The 26,778-nt window shown below is 60.0% G+C and carries 22 protein-coding genes; 12 read left to right on the forward strand and 10 right to left on the reverse strand.

Annotation, left to right across the window (positions count from 1 at the left end):
* Nucleotides 1-163: 163 nt before the first annotated feature.
* The 3 genes from ACZ9BB_RS22205 to ACZ9BB_RS22215 form a co-directional block, all read right to left on the reverse strand.
* The gene (locus ACZ9BB_RS22205) at nucleotides 164-1,531 is read right to left on the reverse strand and encodes a DUF3999 domain-containing protein (protein ID WP_476216239.1); all 1,368 of its coding nucleotides are present in this window, start codon (nucleotides 1,529-1,531) and stop codon (nucleotides 164-166) included.
* A complete protein-coding gene (locus ACZ9BB_RS22210; RefSeq protein WP_476216240.1) occupies nucleotides 1,528-5,115 on the reverse strand; it encodes a DUF2339 domain-containing protein in 3,588 nt (1,195 codons plus the stop codon). The genes ACZ9BB_RS22205 and ACZ9BB_RS22210 overlap by 4 nt, the downstream gene beginning before the upstream one ends.
* Nucleotides 5,116-5,326: 211 nt before the next feature.
* Nucleotides 5,327-7,777, reverse strand: coding sequence for a glycogen/starch/alpha-glucan phosphorylase (locus tag ACZ9BB_RS22215; RefSeq protein WP_476216242.1), 2,451 nt, complete (start codon nucleotides 7,775-7,777; stop codon nucleotides 5,327-5,329).
* A gap of 255 nt (nucleotides 7,778-8,032) precedes the next feature.
* Here ACZ9BB_RS22215 and ACZ9BB_RS22220 point away from each other — a divergent pair, with 255 nt between their 5' ends.
* On the forward strand, nucleotides 8,033-8,470 hold the full coding sequence (locus ACZ9BB_RS22220; protein ID WP_476216244.1) for a YkgJ family cysteine cluster protein: 438 nt from the start codon (nucleotides 8,033-8,035) through the stop codon (nucleotides 8,468-8,470).
* Nucleotides 8,471-8,624: 154 nt separating this feature from the next.
* On the opposite strand, the gene typA is transcribed toward ACZ9BB_RS22220, so the two are convergent.
* Nucleotides 8,625-10,445 (reverse strand): translational GTPase TypA, encoded by a 1,821-nt coding sequence (gene typA, locus ACZ9BB_RS22225; protein WP_476216246.1) that lies wholly within the window; start codon nucleotides 10,443-10,445, stop codon nucleotides 8,625-8,627.
* A 137-nt stretch (nucleotides 10,446-10,582) separates the two neighbouring features.
* Complete coding sequence (thiI, locus tag ACZ9BB_RS22230; protein ID WP_476216248.1) at nucleotides 10,583-12,037, reverse strand: tRNA uracil 4-sulfurtransferase ThiI; 1,455 nt, start codon at nucleotides 12,035-12,037, stop codon at nucleotides 10,583-10,585.
* A 330-nt stretch (nucleotides 12,038-12,367) separates the two neighbouring features.
* Here thiI and glnA point away from each other — a divergent pair, with 330 nt between their 5' ends.
* The 4 genes from glnA to ACZ9BB_RS22250 all read left to right on the forward strand — a co-directional run bounded on the left by glnA (nucleotide 12,368) and on the right by ACZ9BB_RS22250 (nucleotide 15,672).
* A complete protein-coding gene (glnA, locus tag ACZ9BB_RS22235; RefSeq protein WP_019581810.1) occupies nucleotides 12,368-13,774 on the forward strand; it encodes a glutamate--ammonia ligase in 1,407 nt (468 codons plus the stop codon).
* Nucleotides 13,775-13,907: 133 nt separating this feature from the next.
* The gene (locus ACZ9BB_RS22240) at nucleotides 13,908-14,456 is read left to right on the forward strand and encodes a chorismate mutase (RefSeq protein ID WP_476216250.1); all 549 of its coding nucleotides are present in this window, start codon (nucleotides 13,908-13,910) and stop codon (nucleotides 14,454-14,456) included.
* Nucleotides 14,457-14,557: 101 nt separating this feature from the next.
* Nucleotides 14,558-15,070 (forward strand): DUF4124 domain-containing protein, encoded by a 513-nt coding sequence (locus ACZ9BB_RS22245; RefSeq protein ID WP_476216252.1) that lies wholly within the window; start codon nucleotides 14,558-14,560, stop codon nucleotides 15,068-15,070.
* On the forward strand, nucleotides 15,067-15,672 hold the full coding sequence (locus ACZ9BB_RS22250; RefSeq protein ID WP_476216254.1) for a DUF4124 domain-containing protein: 606 nt from the start codon (nucleotides 15,067-15,069) through the stop codon (nucleotides 15,670-15,672). The genes ACZ9BB_RS22245 and ACZ9BB_RS22250 overlap by 4 nt, the downstream gene beginning before the upstream one ends.
* Before the next feature lie 70 nt (nucleotides 15,673-15,742).
* Here ACZ9BB_RS22250 and ACZ9BB_RS22255 read toward each other — a convergent pair whose 3' ends face one another.
* Nucleotides 15,743-15,943: a hypothetical protein gene (locus ACZ9BB_RS22255; protein WP_476216256.1), complete on the reverse strand. Its 201-nt coding sequence runs from the start codon at nucleotides 15,941-15,943 to the stop codon at nucleotides 15,743-15,745.
* Between the two features lie 23 nt (nucleotides 15,944-15,966).
* Here ACZ9BB_RS22255 and glnL point away from each other — a divergent pair, with 23 nt between their 5' ends.
* A complete protein-coding gene (gene glnL / locus ACZ9BB_RS22260; RefSeq protein ID WP_018929201.1) occupies nucleotides 15,967-17,052 on the forward strand; it encodes a nitrogen regulation protein NR(II) in 1,086 nt (361 codons plus the stop codon).
* A complete protein-coding gene (ntrC, locus tag ACZ9BB_RS22265; protein ID WP_018929202.1) occupies nucleotides 17,049-18,485 on the forward strand; it encodes a nitrogen regulation protein NR(I) in 1,437 nt (478 codons plus the stop codon). The genes glnL and ntrC overlap by 4 nt, the downstream gene beginning before the upstream one ends.
* A 552-nt stretch (nucleotides 18,486-19,037) precedes the next feature.
* Here ntrC and ACZ9BB_RS22270 read toward each other — a convergent pair.
* Nucleotides 19,038-19,478, reverse strand: a complete 441-nt coding sequence (locus tag ACZ9BB_RS22270) for a hypothetical protein (RefSeq protein ID WP_476216259.1) — start codon at nucleotides 19,476-19,478, stop codon at nucleotides 19,038-19,040.
* Here ACZ9BB_RS22270 and ACZ9BB_RS22275 point away from each other — a divergent pair.
* Nucleotides 19,477-19,932 carry a tRNA (cytidine(34)-2'-O)-methyltransferase gene (locus ACZ9BB_RS22275; RefSeq protein ID WP_008068783.1) on the forward strand — a complete coding sequence of 152 codons (456 nt, stop codon included), beginning with the start codon at nucleotides 19,477-19,479 and terminating at the stop codon, nucleotides 19,930-19,932. The genes ACZ9BB_RS22270 and ACZ9BB_RS22275 overlap by 2 nt on opposite strands.
* 108 nt (nucleotides 19,933-20,040) lie before the next feature.
* Here ACZ9BB_RS22275 and secB read toward each other — a convergent pair whose 3' ends face one another.
* From secB to ACZ9BB_RS22290, 3 genes are read right to left on the reverse strand one after another with little or no spacing between them, the layout of a single operon-like run.
* Nucleotides 20,041-20,526 (reverse strand): protein-export chaperone SecB, encoded by a 486-nt coding sequence (gene secB, locus ACZ9BB_RS22280; protein WP_007897410.1) that lies wholly within the window; start codon nucleotides 20,524-20,526, stop codon nucleotides 20,041-20,043.
* A 57-nt stretch (nucleotides 20,527-20,583) separates the two neighbouring features.
* Nucleotides 20,584-20,838 carry a glutaredoxin 3 gene (gene grxC / locus ACZ9BB_RS22285; protein WP_053153180.1) on the reverse strand — a complete coding sequence of 85 codons (255 nt, stop codon included), beginning with the start codon at nucleotides 20,836-20,838 and terminating at the stop codon, nucleotides 20,584-20,586.
* Nucleotide 20,839: 1 nt separating this feature from the next.
* Entirely contained in the window at nucleotides 20,840-21,253 is a 414-nt protein-coding gene (locus tag ACZ9BB_RS22290; RefSeq protein WP_476216261.1) for a rhodanese-like domain-containing protein, read from the reverse strand.
* Between the two features lie 153 nt (nucleotides 21,254-21,406).
* Here ACZ9BB_RS22290 and gpmI point away from each other — a divergent pair, with 153 nt between their 5' ends.
* The 4 genes from gpmI (at nucleotide 21,407) to ACZ9BB_RS22310 (ending at nucleotide 26,689) form a co-directional block, all read left to right on the forward strand.
* On the forward strand, nucleotides 21,407-22,936 hold the full coding sequence (gene gpmI / locus ACZ9BB_RS22295) for a 2,3-bisphosphoglycerate-independent phosphoglycerate mutase (protein WP_476216263.1): 1,530 nt from the start codon (nucleotides 21,407-21,409) through the stop codon (nucleotides 22,934-22,936).
* 307 nt (nucleotides 22,937-23,243) lie between these two features.
* Nucleotides 23,244-24,536: a murein hydrolase activator EnvC family protein gene (locus tag ACZ9BB_RS22300; RefSeq protein WP_476216265.1), complete on the forward strand. Its 1,293-nt coding sequence runs from the start codon at nucleotides 23,244-23,246 to the stop codon at nucleotides 24,534-24,536.
* 34 nt (nucleotides 24,537-24,570) lie between these two features.
* Complete coding sequence (locus ACZ9BB_RS22305; RefSeq protein WP_476216267.1) at nucleotides 24,571-25,890, forward strand: S41 family peptidase; 1,320 nt, start codon at nucleotides 24,571-24,573, stop codon at nucleotides 25,888-25,890.
* A gap of 1 nt (nucleotide 25,891) precedes the next feature.
* Complete coding sequence (locus ACZ9BB_RS22310) at nucleotides 25,892-26,689, forward strand: divergent polysaccharide deacetylase family protein (protein WP_476216269.1); 798 nt, start codon at nucleotides 25,892-25,894, stop codon at nucleotides 26,687-26,689.
* The last annotated feature ends 89 nt before the right edge of the window (nucleotides 26,690-26,778 follow it).

A 26,778-nucleotide genomic window follows, 5' to 3' on the forward strand; every position in this document is an offset into this window, starting at 1 on the left:
GGGGGGGCTAAAAACCCGCGCAGTTTAACGCGAGTCGGGGCGCATTTCCTCCTATCAGACGTGATACGTCCAATAGAGTTCATGCGCGGGGTTGAGCGTAGTTCGAAATGGGCCGCGATTGGCGGCAGTTTCAATATTTTTGGTGGCAGGAAGAACGCCTTCCTCAGGGTTTGACGGGGGGCTTGCGCAGCAAACTGAACGCCATGGCCCCTAAAGCCAGCACACTGAGCAGCAACACCGCCCACAGCCCGATTTTTTTCCAGTTCGTGCCCAGCACCGTTGGCGCTGTCGCCGCCGGGGTCACCACTGCCCCACTGTCCACCGTCGCCTTGCCCAACGCCGCCAGCTTCGACGCGCTGTAATCCGGAATCAGCGTCGACAATGGCAGGCTCGCCGCCTTCACCGTCGCGCTCCCCAGCGCCAAGGTGTAAGGCCCGGCCCCGCGTGCCAGGAACACCAGTTGCGTGGAGCGCACGGCAAACCGTACGGTCGGCGCTTCGGTGCCCAGACCTCCGCCGCGCTCATCCACCGTCAACTTCAATTGCTGCACCGTCTGGCCCGGTAGCTGCAATTCGTTTTGCACCACGTCCTGGCCATTCTGGGTCAGGCGATAAAGCAAACCGCTGGTCAGCGGTTGCCACGGCAGGCTGGTCTCCCGGCGCCCCGACAACGTTACCGGTGCCAGGCTATTGGGCTGACTCAGTTCAATCTGCACGCGCTGGATGTTCAGCCCCATCGGCAATTGCCAGATGTACTCACCGGCCTTCACGCTGCTGCCGGCCAACGGTTGCGACCAGACCAACGGCAGCGGCAAGGTGCGGGGGTTGGCGCTTTGCAGTTGCGCCGATGTCAGCACCGGCGCCGATTGTGGCGAACTCCACAACAAACGCAGGTAGCGCGCCGATTGCCCCGGCAAACCGACTTCATGTTGCTCGACCCGTTCGTCGGCAAAGGTCAGCCGCGCCACCTGTCCTTCGCCCCACGACTGCCAATGCTGCAGATCGTCGCTGGCTTCGATGCTGAAACGCTGGAAACCGTCGCGTTCGCTGGTCCAGTCAAGGATCAACTGCTGCAACGGCGCCTTGATGCCGCTGGCGTCGAGCAACCAGCCGCGCAGCTCTTCTTCGCCCGCCTCCAACTGGCTGGACGGCTGCACTTCGACCAACGTGCCGTTGGCGCTCGATTGCACCCGTACGCTCGGCGCGTGTTCGGTGGCATCCGCCGAGTTGTACAACGGGAACCACTTTACGTCGGTCAACGTGCGGTTTTCGCGGGTCTGTGCGGGCTCCCGGGCCAGAGCGTATGCCTGAGGCTCACCAGCGGCGTTGAACACGCGTAGATCGCTGAGATCGGTTTGCCGCGCTTTCAGTTGCACACCCAAGGGCAACTCAAGGCGATACCACGGGCCCTCGCCGCTCACGGACAACGGCACCTGCGCGGCAAAGTCCGCCGGTTTTTCCTGCGCGCCGGCCGACAGTGTCACGCCCAATACAACAGCACCCCACCAGCCCAGGTTCAGCTTCTGACTCAAGACGACACTCCTTCGGTTTCAGCGGCCGGTTTTCCAGCACTCGGCTCAGCCTCGGCACGCTTGGGTGGCAACGGGGCGAAATAGCCCACCACCAGCAGCAAGACGCCAACGCCGATAAACGACACGATCCGCGCCAGCCCGCCGCGGTTACTCAATTCAACAAAGAACAGCTTGGCGACCACTAGCGCGATCAGCGCCGCGCCGATCAACCAGACTTCGCGGCGATGACGCAGATGTCCGCCGATCATCAGGCTCAGGGCCATCAGGGTCCAGACGATGGACAGGCCTGCCTGCACCAGCATCGATTCAAGCAATAGATCCAGCGCGAACGGCACGTCGCCCCAGTGGTGAGCCGCACGCATAACCAGCGCGGTGAAGAAGGCGAACAGCGAAACCCCGGCAATCACCTGCGTGGCGTTATCGGCGTAATCCTTGCGGATCGCCAGTTGCGTCACGGCGCTTCGGGACCAGACGTAAACGCCGAACAAGGCGAACAACAGGCCCAGCTCCAGCGGGTTGATCAGCGGCACATACGGCAACGGCTCGGCGGTGCCGTCACTGGCGATGTTCGCCAGCCAGAACCAACCGAGCATCAACACCGCCAGCGGCGTAGCGGCATAGACCCGGTACTCGCGCGGATAAGCCGACACCGGCCATGGCCACGTACGCGGTGCGGCCATCAGCACCAGGTACAGGCTCGGCAGAATCGCCCAACCCAACCAGCGCCAGGCGTTGTACTGCTCCGACAACAGCAGCAGACCGTAACGCAGCTCCAGGGCCAGCACACCGATCAACAGCCAGCAGCCAAATACATGGGCGGTACTCAGGGCTCTTGCGGGGAGCATCGGCGCCAGACGCCGCAGAGACAAGAAATGCACGCCAAACACCGCAACCCACACCAGCCAGCCAAAATTGGCCGCTGGGTGATAACGCGAATGCCACGCGGCGAGCAGCACCAGACCGGCGGCTGGAATCAGCAAGGTGCAGAGCAAACCCAGCGACGACCACTTCAGGCGCAACGCCAGTACCGCCCACAACGCGACACTCACGGCCGCGACCGCCAGCAACAACGTCGCTTGCAGATTTACCGGCGCAAAGCGCAGCACTTCGCTGACCCACGCCAGCGCCCACCAACCCGCGCCCCACACCAGCAACACTTCGGACAAGCGCTGCAGGCTCAACACATCGAAAGCCGAAGCATGGTTGCCGAGCTGCAAACGCCAAGCCCCGACAAATGCCGCCAGCCCCAGCACCAGCGGTGTCCAGAACCCGCTATGCGCCAGCGGTCGCAGCCCTTCGCTGAGTAGCGGCCCGAGCAGCTCTGGCCCGGCGAACAGGAACGCCACGCCACCGATCACCTGCAACAGCAGACCAAAGACAAAACTCACGCGCTGCTTCAGGTACAGGCTCAGCCAGATGATGAGCAAACCACTGGCGGCCCACACCGCACTCGCGGTTTGCCACGGCAACACAAACAACACGGCAAGGTTCATCAGCACCAGGCCGGCCAGCAACACCACCGACAAGCCGCGCAGCAAACGCACGTCACTGCGCACCATGTCGTCGCGAGCCGCCAGCAACATGCCGGCGATCAATGCCAACCCGATCAGGGACGCGCTGAGCAAACCGCTCCAACCGGCGCTGAACACCGCTGCCGACTCACCGCTCGCCCCTTGCAGTCGCAACAGGAACAACGTACCGCCGAGCAGTTGCACGGCGAACGCGGTGAACAGGAACGCCCGCGACTGCAGGCGCAGGCCGACGAACAGCGTCGCCAAACCAGCCAGCGCCCAACTGATCGCCGTGCCGTGAGTGAAGAAAAACAGCGGCGCCAGCAGATAAAGGAACGTCAGCCCCAGGCACGCCAGCACCGGCAACCCTTGGCGTTCCCACGGCAACGCCTGTTCAGGTAACGCTTTGCGCAATTGGTAGAAGCTGAACAGCAGCGCCACGCCGAGCATCAACGCCCCCAGCGGTGCACCATCGAGCAGGCTGCTCTCGCCGCTGCGCAGTTCACTGAGAAAGGCCAGTGCCGAGCCCAGTTGCAGCAGCAAGGCAAAGGCTCGTGCCAGCGGTCGTTGTTGACGCAGGCCAAGCCAGAAAATCCCCGCGCCTTCCACCGCCCAGGCGGCTGCGGTCCAACGCGCGTCGAGCCCCAAGGGGATCGCCAGGCTGGCGAAAATCACCCCCAGCGCCAGGCAGGTTTCCGCCAACAACAGCGCTCGGCCACCCATCAGCAATCGGGCCAGGCCCATATAAATCATGCCCAGCGCCAAGGCGCTGAAAGCAGCGGCAAACTCCAGATGCTCCACCAATGCGAACTGCAAACCGAAGCCCACCAGCGGTGGCGCGAACAGCATCGTGCCGTCAACGTAATCGCCCTTGCGCGCCGACCAGTGCAGCAGCGCATCGCGGCTATCGTCCTCGGGCGCATCGCTCATTTCCAGCAGCTTGCGCCGGGCGAACAACAGACCGATGGCCAGGTACATAAAGAAAAACAGAATCAGGAACGGCTCGGTGCTCCACAGCAGTTCCGGTTTATAGGAACGCAGGCCCCAGGCCAACCCGATGCCGAAGGTGCCGACAAAACCAATCAGGTTGAGCAGCCGCCAGGCCTTGAACCACGCGATGGCGAGGATGCCGGCATTGAGCAAGGCAAAGTAGCTGAACAGCGCGACATGGTTGCCGGCGCCGGTAGACGTCAGAATCGGCGCGGCGAAACCGCCCAGCGCGGCAGCGGCGGCCAGGCCCAAGGCATTTTGGGTGATGGCGAGAATCGCCGAGAACACCGTCACCACCACCAGCAACCCCAATGCCGCCGTAGGGTCGAGCAGCGGATGCAGGCGCATTGCGGCAAATACCGTCAGGTACAACACCGCGATCCCGGTGCCTTGCAGCATCAGCGCATAACTGCTGTTGCGCAGCCGTAACCACCAGCCCAGCGCAAGCAAGCCCAAGGCCGACGCCGCCACACCGGCATAACGCAGCTCGACCGGCACCACCATGCCTTCGGTGGCGTAACGCAACAGGAAGGCCAGGCCGAGGAACAACAGCACCACGCCGACCCGCAGCACGGTATTGCCGCCGAACAGCCAGCTGCGTGCGCCGCTGATGGCGCGCTCGATAAAGTTCGGGCCACGTGGCTCAGCCGGTTGCTGTGGTTCGCGGGCAACCGGTTCGGGTTTCCAGGCATCATCGGGCAGCGGACGACTGGTTTCGGTGGTCGCGGCCGCTATCGGTTCAAGCTCAGGCGGCAGTTCCCAGATCAACTCCGGGGTAGCGACAGGGGTTTGATCGAGCATGATTTCAGGGGCGGGAACGGGTTCGCTGGCAACCTGTTCGCTGGTTTGAGGGGCTTGGACGCCCGACACCTCCAGCAATGCCAGTCGTTGCTCGACCGCATTCAGCGCCACTTGCGCCTGATCGAGCAAGCGTCGCTGCTCGGCCGTTTGAGTACTCAAGCGGCCGATGCGAATGGCCTGGCCGATACCCAACCCGAGCAAAGCGCCCAGCAGCGCATCGCTGAACGACTCGTCCAGTATCCAGCCCAGCAGCAGTCCAATCAGCATGAACATCCATTGCATGGTCGATATCCCTAAGCGGCCCATTGCCTTGTGGCGTTTGCACTGACGTCATCGCGGGCAAGCCTCGCTCCTACAGGATTTGCGCCTGTAGGAGCGAGGCTTGCCCGCGATTGACCGCGCAGCGGTCACTGAAACATCCGGTGCAACTGGCGCTTAGTATATCGGCCCGGCCCAACAACCGTCGGGCTTGGCTCGCAATTATTGCTAAAAGTTACTCCAAAGCCTTCCAGATATCCGTGGCGTATTCGCGAATAGTCCGGTCGGACGAGAACCAGCCCATCCGCGCGCTGCTCAATACCGCCGAGCGCCACCACTCTTTCGAGTCGTGCCAGTGGGCCTCGACCCGCATCTGGGCGTTCCAGTAGGAGTCGAAATCGGCGCAGACCAGGAAGCGGTCATAATCCACCAACGAATCGATCAGCGCGGTGTAACGGGACGGATCGTCCGGTGAGAACACCCCGCCGCGAATCGCTTGCAGCACATCGTTGAGTCGATGGGAGGCGGCAATGTCCGGTGCCGCGCTGAACTCATGGTTGAGCTTGCGCGCTTCCACTTGCTCGGCGCTGAGACCGAAGATGAACATGTGTTCGACACCAATGCGCTCGCTCATCTCCACGTTGGCCCCGTCCAGGGTGCCTATGGTCAGCGCGCCGTTGAGGCCGAACTTCATGTTGCTGGTGCCTGAGGCTTCGAAGCCTGCGGTGGAAATCTGCTCCGACAAATCCGCCGCCGGAATAATGCTTTCGGCCAGGCTGACGTTGTAGTTGGGCAAGAACACCACTTTGAGCAAGCCGCGCACGGTCGGGTCGTTGTTGACCACCCGCGCGATGTCATTGGCCAGTTTGATGATCATCTTGGCCTGGTGATAGCTGGCCGCTGCCTTGCCGGCGAAGATTTTCACCCGTGGTACCCAGTCGATTTCCGGCTCGGCACGAATCGCCTGATACAGCGCGACGGTATGCAGCAGGTTGAGCAACTGGCGTTTGTATTCGTGGATCCGTTTGACCTGCACGTCAAACATTGCCGCTGGGTTGATCGCAATGCCCAGCCGTTCATGAATCAGGTACGCCAGGGCTTTCTTGCTGTGCAGACGCTGTTCGGCGAACGCCTTGCGAAACGCGGTTTTCTCGGCGAACGGCTCCAGCGCAAGCAAGCCCTCCTCGGGGTTGTCCAGCAGCGCCGGGCCGAGGGCATCGACCAGCATTGAAGTCAGCTCGGGGTTGGCCTGGTAGAGCCAACGGCGGAAGGTAATGCCATTGGTCTTGTTGTTGATCCGTTCCGGGTAGAGCTTGTGCAGTTCGGAGAACACCGTGTTGCGCATCAGCTGTGTGTGCAAGCCGGACACGCCGTTGACGCTATGGGAACCGAGGAACGCCAGGTTACCCATACGCACATGGCGACCGTTGTCTTCCTCGATCAGCGACACCGCACGCAGCACGTCGAAATCGTGGATGCCTTTGGCTCGCAGCGAGTCGATGTGCTGGGCGTTGATCAAGTAAATGATCTGCATGTGCCGCGGCAACATCCGCTCCATCAAGCCCACCGGCCAGGTTTCCAGCGCTTCGGGCAACAGCGTGTGGTTGGTGTACGACAGCGTGTCGACCGTGATCTGCCACGCTGCATCCCACGCCACGTCATAGACGTCGACCAACTGACGCATCAGCTCGGCCACGGCAATCGAGGGGTGGGTGTCGTTGAGTTGAATGGCCGCGTGATCGCCCAGGGTCAGCACCGAGGTGTGCATGTTGCGATGGCGACGCAACAAATCCTGCAAGGATGCGGCGACAAAGAAGTATTCCTGACGCAGGCGCAATTCCTGGCCAGCCTCGGTGCTGTCAGCCGGATAGAGCACCCGGGAGATACTTTCGGCCCGGGCCACTTCTGCTACCGCGCCCAAATGGTCGCCCGCGTTGAAGCGTTCCAGGTGCAACTCTTCCATGGCCCGGGCACGCCACAACCGCAGCGTGTTGACACTCGCGCCGCGCCAACCGACCACCGGGGTGTCATAGGCAATGGCCCGCACGGTTTCCGCCGGGGACCAGACCTGCCTGGATTTACCGGTTTCATCAGTCACGGTTTCGACACTGCCGCCGAAGCCGATCGGGTAGGCAACCTCTGGCCGCTCGAACTCCCACGGGTTGCCGAAATCCAGCCAGTGTTCGGTCTGTTCCTGCTGCCAACCGTCGACGATGGCCTGACGGAACAAACCGTGTTCATAACGAATGCCATAGCCATGGCCGGCGATGCCGAGGGTCGACATGCTTTCCAGGAAGCACGCCGCCAGACGCCCGAGGCCACCGTTGCCCAGTGCCGCATCGGGCTCCAGTAGACGGATGCGTTCGATGTCGACGCCAAGCTCGGTCATGGCCTCGCGGGCCACATCGAGCAGGCCGAGGTTGCTCAGGCTGTCGTAGAGCAAACGGCCGATGAGGAATTCAAGAGAGAGGTAATAAACCCGTTTCTGGCCTTTGCGGTAGATCTGTCGGGTGTGATCCATCCAGTGCTCGACCATATGATCACGCGCCGCCAGGGCAATGGCTTCGAACCAGTCGTGGTCGAAGGCGTGATCCGGGTCTTTGCCCACCGCGTAGGTGAGTTTGGTCAAGACGGCGTCGCGAAATGCGGCCACCTCGGCTTCGCGAACAAGTGGTTCTTGAGTCATCGATAGGACCTCGAGCGAGCGTGGAGTTGTCTGAGCCTAGTCGGTCTGACAGACCATTGAGGCTCTGGTTCGGCAGTTTTCCCAGTAAGTGCGAGATAGGTCGACATTACGTTGTCGCGTGCTTAAACAATGCAGGGGCCGTGCCGGACCCAAGGGCAATTTTGCGACAAGCGAAAAAATCTGGCGAAAGGTTGTTCAAAAATCCACCAGTCCCGGTATGATCGCGCGCCCTGATGCACACGCTGGTAACAACCGATGATGAAGTCCAACCTGATCGCCGCCGCGGAGATCGATCGCCTCGATACCTGGGCCAAGTACTCTGCCCCAATGTGCGGCTCGTGCATGTCCAGCTGCTGCACGCTGCCGGTCGAGGTCAAGATCAAGGATCTGATCCGTATCGGCATCGTCGACGAATTCGAACTGGGCGATCCACCCAAGAACATCGCCAAGCGCTTGCAGAAGGAAGGGATTGTCGAGCGCTACAACCAGAAGTCCGAGATCTTCACCCTCCAGCGCATGAGCAACAACGATTGCCTGTACCTGGATCGTAAAAGCCGTTTGTGCACTATTTATGATAAGCGCCCGGACACCTGCCGCAACCACCCGAAGATCGGACCGCGGCCGGGGTATTGCGCGTACAAGCCCAAAGAAGTGGTACGCGAGAACAATCCGCGAACCCTCGACAAGTTCTGACCTGAAAGATCGCAGCCTTCGGCAGCTCCTGCATTGGATCGACGTACACCCTGCAGGAGCTGCCGAAGGCTGCGATCTTTTGATTTTCGCTCCAGACAAACAAAAACGCCCCCGGCCTTTCGACCGGGGGCGTTTTCATTCAGCCTGAGTTAACTCAGTTCTTGGCTTTCTTGGCAGCGCGGGTACGCTCGCCTTCGTCCAGGATCTTCTTACGCAGGCGGATCGACTTAGGTGTCACTTCGCACAGCTCGTCATCCTGGATGAATTCCAGGGCCTGCTCCAGAGTGAAGCGAACAGGTGGAACCAGGGCGATGGTTTCGTCTTTACCCGAAGCACGCATGTTGTCGAGCTTCTTGCCTTTGGTTGGGTTGACGCCCATGTCGTTGTCACGGCTGTTCAGACCAACGATCTGACCGTTGTAGATCTCTTGACCGTGCTCAACGAACAGCTTGCCACGCGCCTGCAGGGTTTCCAGGGAGTAGGTCAGCGCCTTGCCGGTTTCTACCGATACCAGAACACCGTTCTGACGACCGGACATGTCGCCGGACTTCATGGTGTCGTAGCGATCGAAGATCGAGGTCAGGATGCCAGCACCGTTGGTCAGGGTCAGGAACTGGTTACGGAAACCGATCAGACCGCGAGCAGGGATGTTGTATTCCAGACGAACACGGCCTTTGCCATCCGGCACCATGTTGGTCAGGTCGCCTTTACGCAGGCCCATCTCTTCCATGACCTTGCCCTGGGATTCTTCAGGGGTGTCGATGGTTACGTTTTCGAACGGTTCCTGCTTCACGCCGTCAACTTGACGGATGATCACTTCCGGACGGCCAACGCCCATTTCGAAGCCTTCGCGACGCATGGTTTCGATCAGTACCGAGAGGTGCAGCTCACCACGGCCGGAAACCTTGAACTTGTCAGCCGAGTCGCCTTCTTCAACGCGCAGTGCAACGTTGTACAGCAGCTCTTTGTCCAGACGTTCCTTGATGTTACGGGAAGTCACGAACTTGCCTTCTTTACCGCAGAAAGGCGAGTCGTTTACCTGGAAGGTCATGGAAACGGTTGGCTCGTCGACGGTCAACGGCTTCATCGCTTCGACCGTGTCCGGGTGGCACAGGGTGTCGGAGATGAACAGCGAGTCCATGCCGCTGATGCACACGATGTCGCCTGCAGCAGCTTCTTCAACGTCGATACGGTGCAGGCCGTGGTGACCCATCAGCTTCAGGATACGACCGTTACGCTTCTTGCCGTCGGCACCGATAGCCACGACCGGAGTGTTCGGCTTGACGCGACCACGAGCGATACGGCCAACACCGATAACACCCAGGAAGCTGTTGTAGTCCAGAGCGGAGATCTGCATCTGGAACGGACCGTCACGGTCAACAGCCGGCGCAGGTACGTTGTCGACGATCGACTGGTACAGCGGGGTCATGTCTTCAGCCATGTCGGTGTGGTCCAGACCGGCAATACCGTTCAGGGCCGAGGCGTAGACGACTTTGAAGTCCAGTTGTTCTTCGGTAGCGCCCAGGTTGTCGAACAGGTCGAAGATCTGGTCCAGAACCCAGTCCGGACGCGCGCCTGGACGGTCAATCTTGTTGATGCACACGATTGGACGCAGGCCGGCTTCGAACGCCTTCTTGGTCACGAAACGGGTTTGCGGCATAGGGCCGTCTTGAGCGTCGACCAGCAGCAGAACGGAGTCGACCATCGACATTACGCGTTCAACTTCGCCGCCGAAGTCGGCGTGGCCCGGGGTGTCCACGATGTTGATGTGGTAGCCGTTCCAGTTGATGGCGGTGTTTTTCGCCAGAATGGTAATACCGCGCTCTTTTTCCTGGTCGTTGGAGTCCATCACGCGCTCGTCGTTGAGCTCGTTGCGCTCCAGAGTGCCGGATTGACGCAGGAGTTTGTCTACCAGGGTGGTTTTACCATGGTCAACGTGGGCAATGATGGCGATGTTGCGTAGATTTTCGATCACTTGTGTATCTCGATCAGAGGATTCGGTGTGCTGACAAGTCTTGGCAGCGATTAACGTTGCGTCCGCAAAGCCGTTACAGCTTGACGGCGGCGTCGGGGGGCCGGTGACGCAGGCCACAGGCAAACAGCCCCGGGCACTTAGCTCGGTCGATAAACGCGCACATTGGCATGCCCCTCACTGAGCAAATGGTGGGCATGCAGGCGACTCATCACGCCTTTGTCGCAATAAAGCAGGTACTGGCGAGTAGGGTCCAGTTCCTTGAAACGAGCGTTCAGTGCATAAAACGGCATCGCTTGTACCTCAATGCCAGGCAGCACGAGCGGTTCGTCTTCAGCGGCATCCGGGTGACGGATGTCGATGATGATCTGGCCCGCCAGCGCTTCGCTGACTTCTTCAATCTGCAAGTCCTGGCCCAATTCGTCGATCACGCGATCGATCGGCACCAGCTTGGCGTTCTCGAGCGCACGCTCGAGCACCGCCATGTCGAATTCTTTCTCTTCATGCTCCACGCGCGGACGCTTGGCGTGGGTCTTGGGGTTCACCGAGATGACCCCGCAGTATTCCGGCATGTGCCTGGCGAAGTCGGCGGTGCCGATTTCGTTGGCCAGGTCGATGATGTCCTGCTTGTGACTGGCGATCAGCGGACGCAAGACCAGCTTGTCGGTCACGCAGTCGATCACGGACAGGTTCGGCAGCGTCTGGCTCGACACCTGGGAAATCGCTTCGCCAGTGACCAGCGCTTCGATGTCCAGCCGATCGGCAATACGGGAAGCAGCGCGCAACATCATACGCTTCAAAACTACACCCATATGACTGTTATCGACTTTCCCGAGAATTTCTCCCAGTACTTCCTCGAACGGCACACTGACAAATAACACGCGTTGGGAGCTGCCGTACTTCTTCCAGATGAAGTGCGCGACTTCCATGACGCCCAGTTCGTGGGCACGTCCGCCCAGATTGAAGAAGCAGAAATGGCTCATCAGCCCGCGGCGCATGATCTGGTAGGCGGCAACGGTGGAATCGAAGCCGCCAGACATCAACACAAGCGTCTGTTCCAGGGCCCCCAGCGGATAACCGCCGATGCTGTTGTGCTGGCTGTGGATCACGAACAACCGTTTGTCGCGAATTTCGATACGGACTTCGATTTCTGGCTCTTTCAGCGAGATACCGGCGGCGCCGCACTGACGACGCAGTTGGCTGCCGACGTATTTTTCGACGTCCATGGAGCTGAATTCGTGCTTGCCCGCACGCTTGCAGCGCACCGAAAAAATCTTCCCGGCCAACGCATCACCGAAGTGCAGCTTGCACTTTTCGACGATGTCGTCGAAGTCGCCCAACGGGTATTCATCTACTTGCAGGAAATGCGCGATGCCCGGCATGCAGCTCAAGCGGTCGGTCATCTCCTTCAGGGCTTTGGGGTCGCTGACGCGGGTTTCCAGCTCGAGGTTGTCCCACACACCGTTCACCACCACAACCGGATCCAGGTCGCGGAGCACGGTACGGATGTTCTTGGCCAACTGGCGGATGAAACGCATCCGTACCGGGCGGCTCTTGATGGTGATCTCGGGGAAGACTTTTACGATTAGTTTCATGAAAACAGCGCGCGCCGGGCCAGCCGAAAAAGGGGGGCGCGGATTATAGCGGAAATTGCTCAAGGTTTAACCAGTTAATGTGCAGAAGGTTTCGCTCGCACCAAAACAGGTCATTTATGAAATTCGACGCTACATTACAGGGCGTAATTTTGCGCTTTCCGACGCCTTGCACGTTTATAAGCGTGATATTGGGGCAAAAAACCCATGGTGGGGCACTGGCATGCAATTTGCTCCCTTGTGAGGCAGGTTGCCATGGCAGAGTATTCGCGCCGGCATCACCCACATTCTAAGGGCATCCACTACTAAGCCCGAAGCCACCCGGAGGACACTATGTCGAAGTCGGTTCAACTCATCAAAGATCATGACGTCAAGTGGATTGATCTGCGCTTCACGGACACCAAAGGCACTCAGCACCACGTGACCATGCCGGCTCGCGATGCGCTGGATGAAGCTTTCTTCGAAGAAGGCAAAATGTTCGACGGTTCCTCCATCGCTGGCTGGAAAGGCATCGAAGCTTCCGACATGATCCTGATGCCGGACGACACCACTGCCGTTCTCGACCCGTTCACCGAAGAGCCAACCCTGATCCTGGTTTGCGACGTGATCGAGCCTTCGACCATGCAAGGCTACGACCGTGACCCACGTGCGATCGCCAAGCGTGCCGAGGAATACCTGAAGTCGACCGGTATCGGCGACACCGTATTCGTAGGCCCGGAGCCAGAGTTCTTCATCTTCGACGAAGTGAAGTTCAAGTCCGACATTTCCGGTTCGATGTTCAAAATCTTCTCCGAACAAGGTTCGTGGATGTCCGACCAGGACGTGGAAGGCGGCAACAAAGGCCACCGTCCAGGCGTCAAAGGCGGCTACTTCCCTGTTCCGCCGTTCGACCACGACCACGAAATCCGTACCTCCATGTGCAACGCCATGGAAGAAATGGGCCTGGTCATCGAAGTTCACCACCACGAAGTGGCGACTGCCGGTCAGAACGAAATCGGCGTGAAGTTCAACACCTTGGTAGCCAAGGCTGACGAAGTTCAGACCCTGAAATACTGCGTACACAACGTTGCTGATGCATACGGCCGCACTGCGACCTTCATGCCTAAGCCTCTGTACGGCGACAACGGTTCGGGTATGCACGTTCACCTGTCCATCGCCAAAGATGGCAAGAACACCTTCGCTGGCGAAGGCTATGCCGGCCTGTCCGATACCGCTCTGTACTTCATCGGCGGCATCATCAAGCACGGTAAGGCTCTGAACGGCTTCACCAACCCGTCGACCAACTCCTACAAGCGTCTGGTCCCAGGTTTCGAAGCTCCAGTGATGCTGGCTTACTCGGCTCGCAACCGTTCCGCTTCGATCCGTATTCCTTACGTGTCCAGCCCTCGCGCTCGCCGTATCGAAGCCCGCTTCCCGGATCCAGCAGCTAACCCGTACCTGGGCTTCGCTGCACTGTTGATGGCTGGCCTGGACGGCATCCAGAACAAGATCCACCCTGGCGACGCTGCTGACAAAAACCTGTACGACCTGCCGCCTGAAGAGGCGAAAGAGATCCCACAAGTTTGCGGCAGCCTGAAAGAAGCCCTGGAAGAGCTGGACAAAGGTCGTGCGTTCCTGACCAAAGGCGGCGTTTTCAGCGACGACTTCATCGACGCTTACATCGCTCTGAAAAGCGAAGAAGAAATCAAGGTTCGCACCTTCGTACACCCACTGGAATATGAGCTGTACTACAGCTGCTGATCCGGTAGCGTCGCGCTACGCGGCGTGACAAAAGAGAGGCCTCCTTCGGGAGGCCTTTTTTATGGGCGACCGTCTGTCATCGGATGCCCGGTTGCGTGCATCATGCCTTCATCCGATAAAGCCGAGATCCTCCATGCGCCTGAGCCCATGCCTTGCCTTGTTCACCGTCTTGCTGGCCAACAGCGCTTTTGCCAGCCCGGCACCTGCCACTCTCGCCCCGCTGCTAGGCACTATCGAGGAACGCCTGGCGATTGCCGATCAGGTCGCATTGAGCAAATGGGACAGCGGTAAACCGGTGGAGGACCGTCAACGCGAGCGTGAGGTGATTGCCGGTGCTGTCGCCCTGGCACCGGCTTATAAATTGAGCAACGAAGCCGTCGAACAGTTCTTCTCGGCGCAGATCGAGGCCAACAAACTGGTGCAATACGCGCATTTGTCTGACTGGCATACGCAAGGCAAGGCACCCGACGACCCTCGCCCGGATCTCGTCGGGCAGATCCGCCCACAACTTGATCGGTTACAAAAACGCCTGCTGCAACAACTGGCCGATTTCAGCCCTTATCGCAACGACCCGCAATGCCCGTCCTGGCTGGCCAAGGCCAATAAAACCAGCGGCCAGGCGCCACTGCGTAAACTGGCCCAGGTACGCGCCACCGCTGAGTTATGCAGCGCCAGCCGTTGAGCCGGCCTGCCGACATGCGCTGATGTGCTCTATGCTCAGCGCTTAGTCGCCATGAACGGAACAGGGCCAGACACTTGCCCAACGGCCAATGGAAGCCTGTAATGCGCTCATTGTTGTTATGCCTGCTTGTACTGATCGCCCAGCCCGCCGCCGCGCAGATCTACAAGTACACCGACGCCAACGGCAACACCGCCTACAGCAATCAACCGCCCTATGGCGTAAAGGCCCAGCCCGTGGAGTTGCCACCGCTCAACAGCATCGAGCGGCAGTCGCCGAGCGAGCCAGCGCCCGCCCAAACCAGTCATCGCGAACAGCCCCAAAGCGCCTACCAAGTGCTGGAACTGACCGGCCTGCCCACCGAAGAAGCGTTGCGCGCCAACAACGGCACCTTCACCGTCAGCGTATTGATCAACCCGCGCCTGCAAGGCCCTCACCGATTGAGGCTGTTGCTGGACAATCAACCCTACGGCCAACCGAGCAACGTACCGATTCTGCAACTAGTGAACATCGACCGGGGCGAACATAGCCTCGCGGTTCAGGTGATCGACGGGCAAAACATCGTGCAACAGAGCCCTACCGTGACCTTCACCGTGCAACGGGTGCATCAGCCTTGAGGGTCTGGCTGTTGATCGCGAGCCTGGTCTGCCTGCCGGCAATGGCCGAGGTCTTCACCTATATCGACGCCCAGGGCAATCGAGTCTTCACCGATCAGCCGGGCACCCGTAACGCCAAGCGTGTGCCACTGACAACGAGCAATCGAATGTCGGCCAACCCGAGCGGCGCGGCGCCAGTGCCGGCCACGAAAACCAAACCACTGTTTCATTACGACATGCTTCGAGTGCTGGTGCCGGACCCGGATGCCACGATCCGTAGCACTGCCGGTGAGTTGATCGTCAGCGTTACCAGCGAACCCGGCCTGCAACAGAGCCATCGTTACCGTTTGTTGTTGGACGGCCAACCCACCGCCGAGCCCGGCCCGAGCCCAGTGTTCGCCCTGAACAATATCGACCGCGGCAGTCACAACCTGTCGGTGGAAATCCTCGACGAACAGGGCCGCACCGTCGAACGCACGGCCAATCAACCCTTCCACATGCAGCGCATTTCCCTGGCGCAGAAACGCCAGGCCAAACCCTGCGTCCTCACCGACTACGGCCAACGGCCGGAATGCCCCCTCAAAGACAAACCCGCAGAAGAAAAAAGCTTCTTCTGGCGCTGATGCCAGTCAGACAAAGCCGCGACGCACTCTTTGTAGCTGGCACTGCCTACCTACGCTTGTTTTACTTCGTTCAGGTTTGCGCACTATATTGGTGCGATAAGCTGCACCATACCCATTCTTCAACCCATTTTGGTTCGAAAGTACCCGCAAAAACTGGCAAAACGCCACGCAAACGAGCGTCAAACGCCTGTTTCAGGCGTTTAACGCTTCTTTTCGGAGCCTTGGTTTGGTTTTTGCATTTTCCTCGTATCAGCGCGTTGTTCATGCGCATGCCCTGCTCCAAAAGAGGTCCTGATGACCATTAGCGACGCACTACACCGCTTGCTACTCGACAACCTGACCACCGCAACCATTCTGCTCGACGCCGAACTGCGCCTTGAGTACATGAACCCGGCGGCGGAGATGCTGCTGGCCATCAGCGGCCAGCGTAGCCATGGGCAGTTCATCAGTGAGTTGTTCACCGAATCCACCGAGGCGCTGAATTCCCTGCGCCAGGCGGTGGAGCAGGCACATCCGTTCACCAAGCGCGAAGCGATGCTTACCGCCCTCACCGGCCAGACCCTGACAGTCGACTACGCCGTGACGCCGATCCTGAGCAATGGCGACACGATGCTGCTGCTGGAAGTCCATCCCCGTGACCGCTTGCTGCGAATCACCAAGGAAGAGGCGCAGCTGTCGAAGCAGGAAACCAGCAAGATGCTGGTACGCGGCCTCGCCCACGAGATCAAGAACCCTCTCGGCGGGATTCGTGGCGCGGCTCAGTTGCTCGCCCGCGAGCTGCCGGAAGAAAGCCTGCGCGATTACACCAACGTGATAATTGAAGAAGCCGACCGCCTGCGCAATCTGGTGGACCGCATGCTCGGCTCCAACAAATTGCCGTCGCTGGCCATGTGCAACGTCCACGAAGTGCTGGAGCGCGTGTGTCAGCTGGTGGAGGCCGAAAGTCAGGGCTGCATCACTTTGGTGCGCGACTACGACCCGAGCATTCCAGATGTCTTGATTGATCGTGAACAGATGATTCAGGCCGTCCTGAACATCGTGCGCAACGCGATGCAGGCCATCAGCAGCCAGAACGAGCTGCGCCTTGGCCGCATCAGCTTGCGGACCCGCGCCATGCGCCAGTTCACCATCGGCCACGTGCGTCATCGCCTGGTGACCAAGATCGAAATCATCGACAACGGCCCGGGAATCCCCGCCGAGCTGCAGGAAACCATCTTCTTCCCCATGGTCAGCGGCCGTCCGGACGGTACCGGGCTGGGCCTGGCCATTACCCAGAACATCATCAGCCAGCACCAGGGCCTGATCGAATGTGACAGCCATCCAGGCCACACCACGTTCTCGATCTTTCTGCCACTGGAACAAGGAGCCACATCGACATGAGCCGTAGTGAAACCGTGTGGATCGTCGATGACGACCGTTCTATCCGTTGGGTCCTGGAAAAAGCCTTGCAACAGGAAGGCATGACCACGCAAAGCTTCGACAGCGCCGATGGCGTGATGAGCCGCCTGGCCCGCCAGCAGCCGGACGTGATCATCTCCGACATCCGCATGCCGGGCGCCAGCGGCCTGGACCTTCTGGCGCGGATTCGCGAACAACACCCACGGCTGCCAGTGATCATCATGACTGCGCACTCCGATCTGGACAGCGCTGTCGCGTCCTATCAGGGTGGCGCGTTCGAGTACCTGCCCAAGCCGTTCGATGTCGATGAAGCTGTTTCCCTGGTCAAGCGCGCCAACCAGCACGCCCAGGAGCAACAAGGCCTGGAAGTCGTCCCAACGCTGACCCGCACCCCGGAAATCATCGGCGAAGCGCCAGCGATGCAGGAAGTGTTTCGCGCCATCGGGCGCTTGAGCCACTCCAACATCACTGTGCTGATCAACGGCGAATCCGGTACCGGTAAAGAACTGGTGGCCCACGCGTTGCACCGTCACAGCCCACGCGCGGCCTCGCCGTTCATTGCGCTGAACATGGCGGCGATTCCCAAGGACCTGATGGAATCCGAGCTGTTCGGCCATGAAAAAGGCGCGTTCACCGGCGCGGCTAACCTGCGTCGCGGGCGTTTTGAGCAGGCTGACGGCGGCACGCTGTTCCTCGATGAAATCGGTGACATGCCGGCGGACACCCAGACTCGCTTGCTGCGGGTGTTGGCGGACGGCGAGTTCTACCGCGTCGGCGGCCATGTGCCGGTGAAGGTCGATGTGCGCATCATCGCCGCGACTCACCAGAATCTGGAAACCCTGGTGCATGCCGGGAAATTCCGCGAAGACTTGTTCCACCGTCTCAACGTGATCCGCATCCACATTCCACGGCTGTCGGACCGCCGCGAAGACATCCCGACCCTGGCCAAGCACTTCCTCAGCCGCGCCGCGCAAGAACTGGCGGTGGAACCGAAGCTGCTGAAAAGCGAAACCGAGGAATACCTGAAAAACCTGCCATGGCCGGGCAACGTGCGTCAGCTGGAGAACACCTGCCGCTGGATCACGGTGATGGCTTCGGGTCGCGAAGTACATATCAGTGACCTGCCACCCGAGCTGCTGAGTCTGCCGCAGGATTCGGCGCCGGTGACCAATTGGGAGCAAGCGCTGCGTCAGTGGGCTGATCAGGCGCTGGCTCGCGGTCAGTCGAGTCTTCTGGACAGTGCCGTGCCGGCTTTCGAGCGGATCATGATCGAAACCGCCCTCAAACACACCGCCGGCCGCCGCCGCGACGCCGCGGTGCTGCTGGGTTGGGGCCGTAATACCTTGACGCGCAAGATCAAGGAATTGGGGATGAAGGTGGATGGTGGGGATGATGATGAGGGGGATGAGGGCTAAATAGCCGCCAGTTCCTCGCTGAGCTCCAGATCCAATCGCGGGCAAGCCCGCTCCCACAGGAATTTTCAGTGGTTTCACTATCGCGTGAACACCATTGAACCTTGTGGGAGCGGGCTTGCCCGCGATGCTTTTGAGGCCAACGTGCACCGCCCGAATGCACCGTGACCTGCAATCGCGCACGACAACCGATCTGAAACCCCGCCTTCACTTGCAAAAAAATCCATAACACAGAAACACCAAAGCCCCGATTTACGGGGCTTTCAGCGCTGCTCAGCGGCTTTCTGTTGCAACTTGTTAAAAACTGGCACGCCCCCTGCAATAGTCCAATCAGTGATTCGGTTCACTACCCAGTTTCGGGGACCTTGGTACAGGCAGGCCGGGGATTCCCCTCTTTACACCGGGCTCACACCGCAATAGCGACGAGCCCCTCCCGTTTTGGGGTCCTTGGTACAGGCAGGCCGGGGATTCCCTCTTTACACCGGGCTCTCGACGCAATGCGCGAGCCCTCCCGTTTTGGGAACCTTGGTACAGGCAGGCCGGGGATTCCCTCTTTTATTGCTCTCGGAGATGGATCTCCAGCCGCCAGCGGTCATTGACCTCGCTCCCGGCCCACTCGCCCTGCAGCGGCCGGGCCGCCACCACCGTCAGCAACAATCCCCCATCACTCAAACGCGTTCGCCAGTTCACGTCCTTGCCGTCGAGCTTGAGCTGGCCCTTCTGCACCTTGCCTTCAGCCTCGAACAACAATGCAACACTGCCGTCGACAAGCTCGCCGTGGGTTTTGGGTTCGTTGTTGAACCACACCACCAGCCCATCGTTCGTCACCTCGACTTGCTCTAAAACGCTCGGGTCGGGCGCGGTCAGCCGGCCGATCATCAGGCCCACCATCACCCCGACAATCGCCAGCGAAGCCATCACCCTTGGGAATAGTTTCGAACGAGGGTCCTTTGGCGGCGTAGAATGCCCGTCATCTTTACCTTCGGAGCCGTGCATGTTTCACGTCATCCTTTTCCAACCAGAAATTCCGCCGAATACCGGCAACGTTATCAGGCTGTGCGCCAACAGTGGCTGCCACCTGCATTTGATCGAACCGCTGGGCTTCGAGATGGACGACAAGCGTCTGCGCCGGGCCGGCCTCGATTACCATGAGTATGCCACCTTGCAACGCCACGCAGACCTCGCCAGCTGCCTGGAAAGCCTCGGACATCCTCGATTGTTCGCGTTTACCACCAAGGGCTCGCGGCCCTTTCACGACGCCAGCTTCGCCGAGGGTGATGCCTTCCTGTTCGGCCCGGAAAGCCGTGGTTTACCAGCCGAAGTGCTCGATGCCCTGCCCAGCGAACAGCGCTTGCGCCTGCCCATGCGCGAAGGTTGCCGCAGCCTGAACCTGTCGAATACCGTGGCGGTGGCCGTTTACGAAGGCTGGCGTCAGCTCGGGTTCAAATAACTCGACGATCGTTTTCGCCTGACAGAAACAATCGCGGGCAAGCCCGCTCCCACAGGTTTTGCACAACCCTGTGGGAGCGGGCTTGCCCGCGATTTTCAGCAACGCAGCTTATTGAACGGTCGGAGTCTCGCCCGCGGCCTGCATACGTTGCAGCTCTTGTGCGTACAGCGCGTCGAAGTTCACCGGGGCCAGCATCAGGGCCGGGAACGAACCGCGGGTCACGAGGCTGTCCAGGGTTTCGCGAGCGTACGGGAACAGGATGTTCGGGCAGAACGCGCCAAGGGTGTGGCTCATCGAAGCATCGTCCAGGTTCTTGATCAGGAAGATCCCGGCCTGTTGCACTTCAGCGATGAACGCCACTTCTTCACCGTTTTTCACGGTGACCGACAGAGTCAGCACGACTTCGTGGAAGTCGCCTTCCAGAGCCTTCTGGCGAGTGTTCAGATCCAGACCGACGCTCGGCTCCCACTGCTGGCGAAAGATCGCCGGGCTTTTCGGGGCTTCGAAGGACAAGTCGCGTACGTAGATGCGCTGCAAGGAGAATTGCGGTGCGGTTTCTTCTTCGCTAGCTGCAGTGTTCTGTTGGTCAGTCATCTCAGATCCTTTCTGATCTCGGGTCTTGTAGGGTTTGGCTATTTCTAATTAAGGCAGTCAGGCCTTGAGCAGGGCGTCGAGCTTGCCGGCGCGCTCCAGGGCAAACAAATCATCACAGCCACCAACGTGGGTGCTGCCGATCCAGATCTGCGGCACGGACGTACGCCCGGCCTTCTGAGCCATCGCGGCACGCACCTGCGGCTTGCCATCGACCTTGATCTCTTCGAAGGCTACGCCTTTGTTCTCGAGCAGGTACTTGGCTCGCGAGCAATAAGGGCAGTAATCGCTGGAATAGACGACGACGTTGTTCATATCACTTCACCAGCGGCAGATTGTCGGCTTTCCAGCTGGAAATACCACCGGACAGTTTGGCGGCGGTGAAGCCGGATTTCATCAGTTCGCGGGCATGAGTGCCGGCAGTCTGGCCCATGGCGTCGACCAGGATAATGGTCTTGGCCTTGTGCTTTTCCAGTTCGCCGACGCGAGCGGTCAGTTTGTCCTGAGGAATGTTCAACGCGCCAACGATGTGACCGGCGGCAAAATCCTTGGTCGGACGAATGTCGACCACCACGCCTGCGTCCTTGTTGACCAGCCCGGTCAGTTCACCCGTGCTCAGGCTGCGGCCGCCGCCCTGCATCTGATAAGCGATCAGCAACGCCAGCAGTACGACGAAGATACCGACGAGCAAATAGTGGTTAGTGGCAAATTCAATCAGGTGAGCAACCATCGAAGGAGGTTCCAGGGCGTTAAAATGTCGGCCAGTATACACAGCCACTATGGCGGGCCAAACCCCGTCCGGCGGTGACGCGGTCGGAACTTAGCTTTAAACTGCCACTCCCTTTTCCATCGCCCTCTTTTAATTCAGCCACGAGTGGAATCTATGACTACGACGCCTAAACCTTTGGTCCTGATGATTCTCGACGGCTTCGGTCACAGTGAAAGCCAGGAATCCAACGCCATCTATGCGGCGAAAAAGCCCGTACTGGACCGCTTGTGGGCCACCGTGCCGAACGGCCTGATCTCGGGCAGCGGCATGGACGTCGGCTTGCCGGACGGCCAGATGGGCAACTCCGAAGTCGGTCACATGAACCTCGGCGCCGGCCGGGTGGTGTATCAGGACTTCACGCGCGTGACCAAAGCGATCCGCGACGGCGAGTTCTTCGAGAACCCGACCATCTGTGCCGCGGTGGATAAAGCCGTTGCTGCCGGCAAAGCGGTGCACTTCATGGGCCTGCTGTCCGATGGCGGCGTTCACAGCCACCAGGACCACTTGGTCGCCATGGCCGAACTGGCCTTCAAGCGCGGCGCTGAAAAAATCTATCTGCACGCATTCCTCGACGGTCGCGATACACCGCCGAAAAGCGCCCAGTCGTCGATCGAATTGCTGGACGCAACCTTCGAAGCCCTCGGCAAAGGCCGGATCGCCAGCATCATCGGCCGTTACTACGCCATGGACCGCGACAACCGTTGGGACCGCGTGTCCCAGGCCTACAACCTGATTGTCGATGGCGCCAGCGAATTCAACGCCGCTACCGCGCAGGAAGGCCTGCAAGCTGCGTACGAGCGTGGCGAGAGCGACGAATTCGTCAAAGCCACCAGCATCGGTGAGCCGGTGAAAGTCGAAGACGGCGACGCCGTGGTGTTCATGAACTTCCGCGCCGACCGCGCTCGCGAGCTGACCCGCGTGTTCGTCGAAGACGATTTCAAGGAATTCGAGCGCGCTCGCCAGCCTGCACTTGCCGGTTTCGTCATGCTGACCCAATACGCCGCCAGCATCCCCGCGCCGTCGGCCTTCGCCGCGAGCAGCCTGGACAACGTGCTGGGCGATTACCTGGCGAAAAACGGCAAGACGCAGCTGCGTATCGCCGAAACCGAGAAGTACGCCCACGTGACCTTCTTCTTCTCCGGCGGTCGTGAAGAACCGTTCCCGGGCGAAGAACGCATCCTGATCCCGTCGCCGAAAGTCGCCACCTATGACTTGCAGCCGGAAATGAGTGCACCAGAAGTCACCGACCGCATCGTCGACGCCATTGAAAACCAGCGTTACGACGTGATCGTGGTCAACTACGCCAACGGCGACATGGTCGGCCACAGCGGCGTGTTCGACGCGGCCGTAAAAGCCGTTGAATGCCTCGACCTGTGCGTCGGCCGCATTGTCGATGCGCTGGAAAAAGTCGGTGGTGAAGCCCTGATTACTGCCGACCACGGCAACGTCGAGCAGATGTCCGATGAGACCACCGGTCAGGCGCATACCGCCCACACCACCGAACCGGTGCCGTTCATCTATGTCGGCAAGCGTGACTTCAAGGTTCGCGACGGCGGCGTGCTGGCGGATGTGGCACCGACCATGCTGATGTTGATGGGACTGGAAAAACCGGCGGAAATGACCGGGACATCGATTCTGGTGTAACCCGCCCCTTCAAACACCGCCAAAACCCTGTGGGAGCGAGCCTTTGTGGCGAGGGGGCTTGCCCCCGTTGGGTCGCGAAGCGTCCCTAAAACCTGCCGTCGCGGTGTATCAGGTACACCGCATTCAATGGTTTTACGACTGCTGCGCAGCCGAACGGGGGCAAGCCCCCTCGCCACATAAGCCCGCTCCCACATTGGTTTTGCGGTGTTTTTCTGTCCGGTTATCACACAACCCCAATTGGGCGTTTTTTTTGCAGCGTGGGGCGGGCATACTAGGCCCGTCCCTTTCCCTGGTGTCGCCCGCCTCTATGCTTCGCGTCCTGATAGCCCTTGCCCTGACTTGCCTGCTTCAACCGGCCTTTGCCGACGAGCGCACGCAAACCCAACAACAGTTGGACGCCACGCGTCAGGATATTGCCGAGCTGAAAAAACTGCTGGGTAAGCTCCAGGAAGAAAAATCCGGGGTGCAGAAAGACCTCAAAGGCACCGAAACCGAGATGGGCCAGCTCGAGAAGCAGGTCGAGGCTCTGCAAAAAGAGCTGAAGAAAAGCGAATCCGAGTTGCAGCGACTCGATGCTGAGAAAAAAAAACTCCAGAGCGCGCGCATTGAACAGCAACGACTGATCGCCATCCAGGCCCGCGCGGCCTATCAGAATGGCCGCCAGGAGTACCTGAAGCTGCTGCTCAACCAGCAGAACCCGGAAAAATTCGCCCGCACCCTCACCTATTACGATTACCTGAGCCAGGCCCGCCTGGAACAGCTGAAAAATTTCAACGAGACCCTGCGCCAACTGGCTAATGTCGAAAAAGACATCGCCATGCAGCAGGCTCAATTGCTGGTGCAGAAAAGCAGCCTCGACAGCCAGCGCGACGAACTCGATAAAGTCCGCAAAGAACGTCAGCAAGTCCTGGCAAAACTCAACGACGACGTAAAGGCTCGCGATCAGAAACTGGCAGCCCGCGAGCAGGATCAGGCAGACCTGTCTAAAGTCCTTAAAACCATTGAAGAAACCCTGGCCCGCCAGGCTCGTGAGGCAGAAGAGGCGCGGCAGAAAGCGCTGATCGCCCAGCAGGAAGCCGAAAAAAAGCGTTTACGTGAGGCCCAGGCTGAAGCAGATGCCAGCGATGCCCCACGCAAACCCGCCAAATCGACACCCGGCGCACTGGTTTCAAGCTCAGGCGAGACCTTTGGCGGCCCCTTTGCGTCTACCCGTGGCAGACTTCCATGGCCGGTTGATGGTCGACTACTGGCGCGCTTCGGTGAAACCCGTGGCGACGATGCCCGAACCAAATGGGACGGCGTAATGATCAGCGCTTCCGCCGGTAGCCAGGTACATGCCGTCCACGGCGGTCGCGTAGTGTTTGCCGACTGGCTGCGGGGCGCCGGGTTGCTGGTGATTCTTGACCACGGCAATGGTTTCTTGAGTCTTTATGGTCACAACCAGACGCTGCTCAAGTCTGCGGGTGACGTGGTAAAAGCCGGTGAGTCCATCTCCACTGTCGGCAATAGTGGCGGGCAGGACACACCAGCGCTGTATTTCGCTATTCGTCAGCAGGGTCACCCGAGTGATCCGGCGCAATGGTGCCGCGCGCAAGGATAGGCGTTGAGTCACCTACATTAGGAGTTCGTTCGACATGCTGTATTTGTCCCGTCTTACCTCGCTGGCCCTGACGATCGCCCTGGTGATCGGCGCGCCGTTGGCGTTCGCCGCTCAACCGGCCCCGGCGGTCGCGCCTGCCGGTACCGCTGCCACCACCAAGGCACCATTGCCGCTGGACGAATTGCGCACCTTTGCCGAAGTCATGGACCGGATCAAGGCAGCCTATGTAGAACCGGTGGACGACAAGACCCTGCTGGAAAACGCCATCAAAGGCATGCTCAGCAACCTCGACCCGCACTCCGCGTACCTGGGCCCGGAAGACTTCGCTGAATTGCAGGAAAGTACCAGCGGCGAATTCGGCGGCCTGGGCATCGAAGTCGGCGCCGAAGACGGTTTCATCAAAGTGGTTTCGCCCATCGATGACACCCCGGCCTCCAAGGCTGGCATTCAGGCCGGCGACTTCATCGTCAAGATCAATGGCCAGCCGACTCGCGGCCAGAGCATGACCGAAGCCGTGGACAAGATGCGCGGCAAGATCGGCCAGAAAATCACCCTGACCCTGGTGCGGGATGGCGGTGCGCCATTCGACGTGACCCTGGTGCGCGCCATCATTCAAGTGAAGAGCGTGAAGAGCCAGTTGCTGGAGTCCGGCTACGGCTATATCCGCATCACCCAGTTCCAGGTCAAGACCGGCGAAGAGGTCTCCAAGGCCCTGGCCAAGCTGCGCAAGGACAACGGCAAGAAGCTCAGCGGCATCGTCCTTGACCTGCGTAACAACCCTGGCGGCGTGCTGCAATCGGCGGTGGAAGTGGTTGATCACTTCATCACCAAGGGCCTGATCGTCTACACCAAGGGCCGCATCGCCAACTCCGAACTGCGCTTCTCCGCCACTGGCAAGGATGAAAGCGAAGCCGTGCCAATGGTCGTACTGATCAACGGCGGCAGCGCCTCGGCCTCGGAAATTGTCGCCGGCGCCCTGCAGGATCAGAAACGCGCGGTTGTCATGGGCACCACCAGTTTCGGCAAAGGCTCGGTGCAGACTGTGTTGCCGCTGAACAACGACCGCGCGCTGAAAATCACCACGGCGCTGTACTACACGCCGAACGGCCGCTCGATCCAGGCTCAGGGCATCGTCCCGGACATCGAAGTGCGCAAGGCCAAGATCACCAACGAGCAGGACGGCGAATACTTCAAGGAAGCCGATCTGCAAGGGCACTTGGGCAATGGCAACGGCGGCGCCGACAAACCGACCGGTTCCAGCGGCAAAGCCAAGGCCATGCCGCAGGATGACGATTACCAGTTGGCCCAGGCCCTGAGCCTGCTCAAAGGATTGAGCATCACCTCCGGCCGCTGAGATGCGCCTGCGGTTGCTCCTCGGTCTGCTGTGCTGTCTGGCGGGTGTCGCTCACGCGGCACCGGCCACAACAGCGGCCACGCCTCACAAGGCTTATCTGAGCCTGATCATCGATGACCTGGGACAGAACCTGCCCCGGGATCGTCGCGTGCTGGCCCTGCCCGGCCCGGTCACCGCGGCAATCATGCCCGACACACCCCACGCCACCGAGTTCGCCCACGAAGCCCATCGCGCCGGAAAGATCGTCATCCTTCACATGCCCATGGACCCTGCCACCGGACCGTTTGCCTGGCATCCAGGGTTGCCCATCGAAGAACTCGAGAAGCGCCTGAATGCGGCGTTCCAGGCTGTGCCGCATACCGCTGGCATCAACAACCACATGGGCAGCCGCATGACCGTTCAGCAACCGGCCATGGCCTGGCTGATGGCGGACTTGCAGCGTCGGCACAAGTTCTTCGTCGACAGCCGCACCAGCGCGCAAACCGTGGCGGCCGCCGAGGCGCAGAAGATTGGTTTGGCGAGCGTTTCGCGGGATGTGTTCCTGGATGACGAGCCCACCGAAACCGCAATCTTTACTCAGCTACAGACGGCTATCAGCCTGGCGCGCAAGCAGGGTTCTGCGGTGATGATCGGGCATCCGTATCCCCAGACATTGGCGGTGCTTGAACGTGAATTGCCCAAGCTCAAGGCTCAGGGCATTGACTGGATCGATATCAAACAGATGATCAGCGTGCGCGGCAATCGTGCAACGGCAGCGCACGGCAAGGATGGTCAGTACCGCCTCCCGACTGCCCGGTAATTCCTCGCAGCCCACTCCTTTCGCGATAACTATTTATACCTGTCGGCACACCGCTGCATGCCACGATAGCGCTCACCCTGAATTTCATC

The sequence above is a fragment of the Pseudomonas sp. TE3552 genome (genome assembly GCF_056278945.1).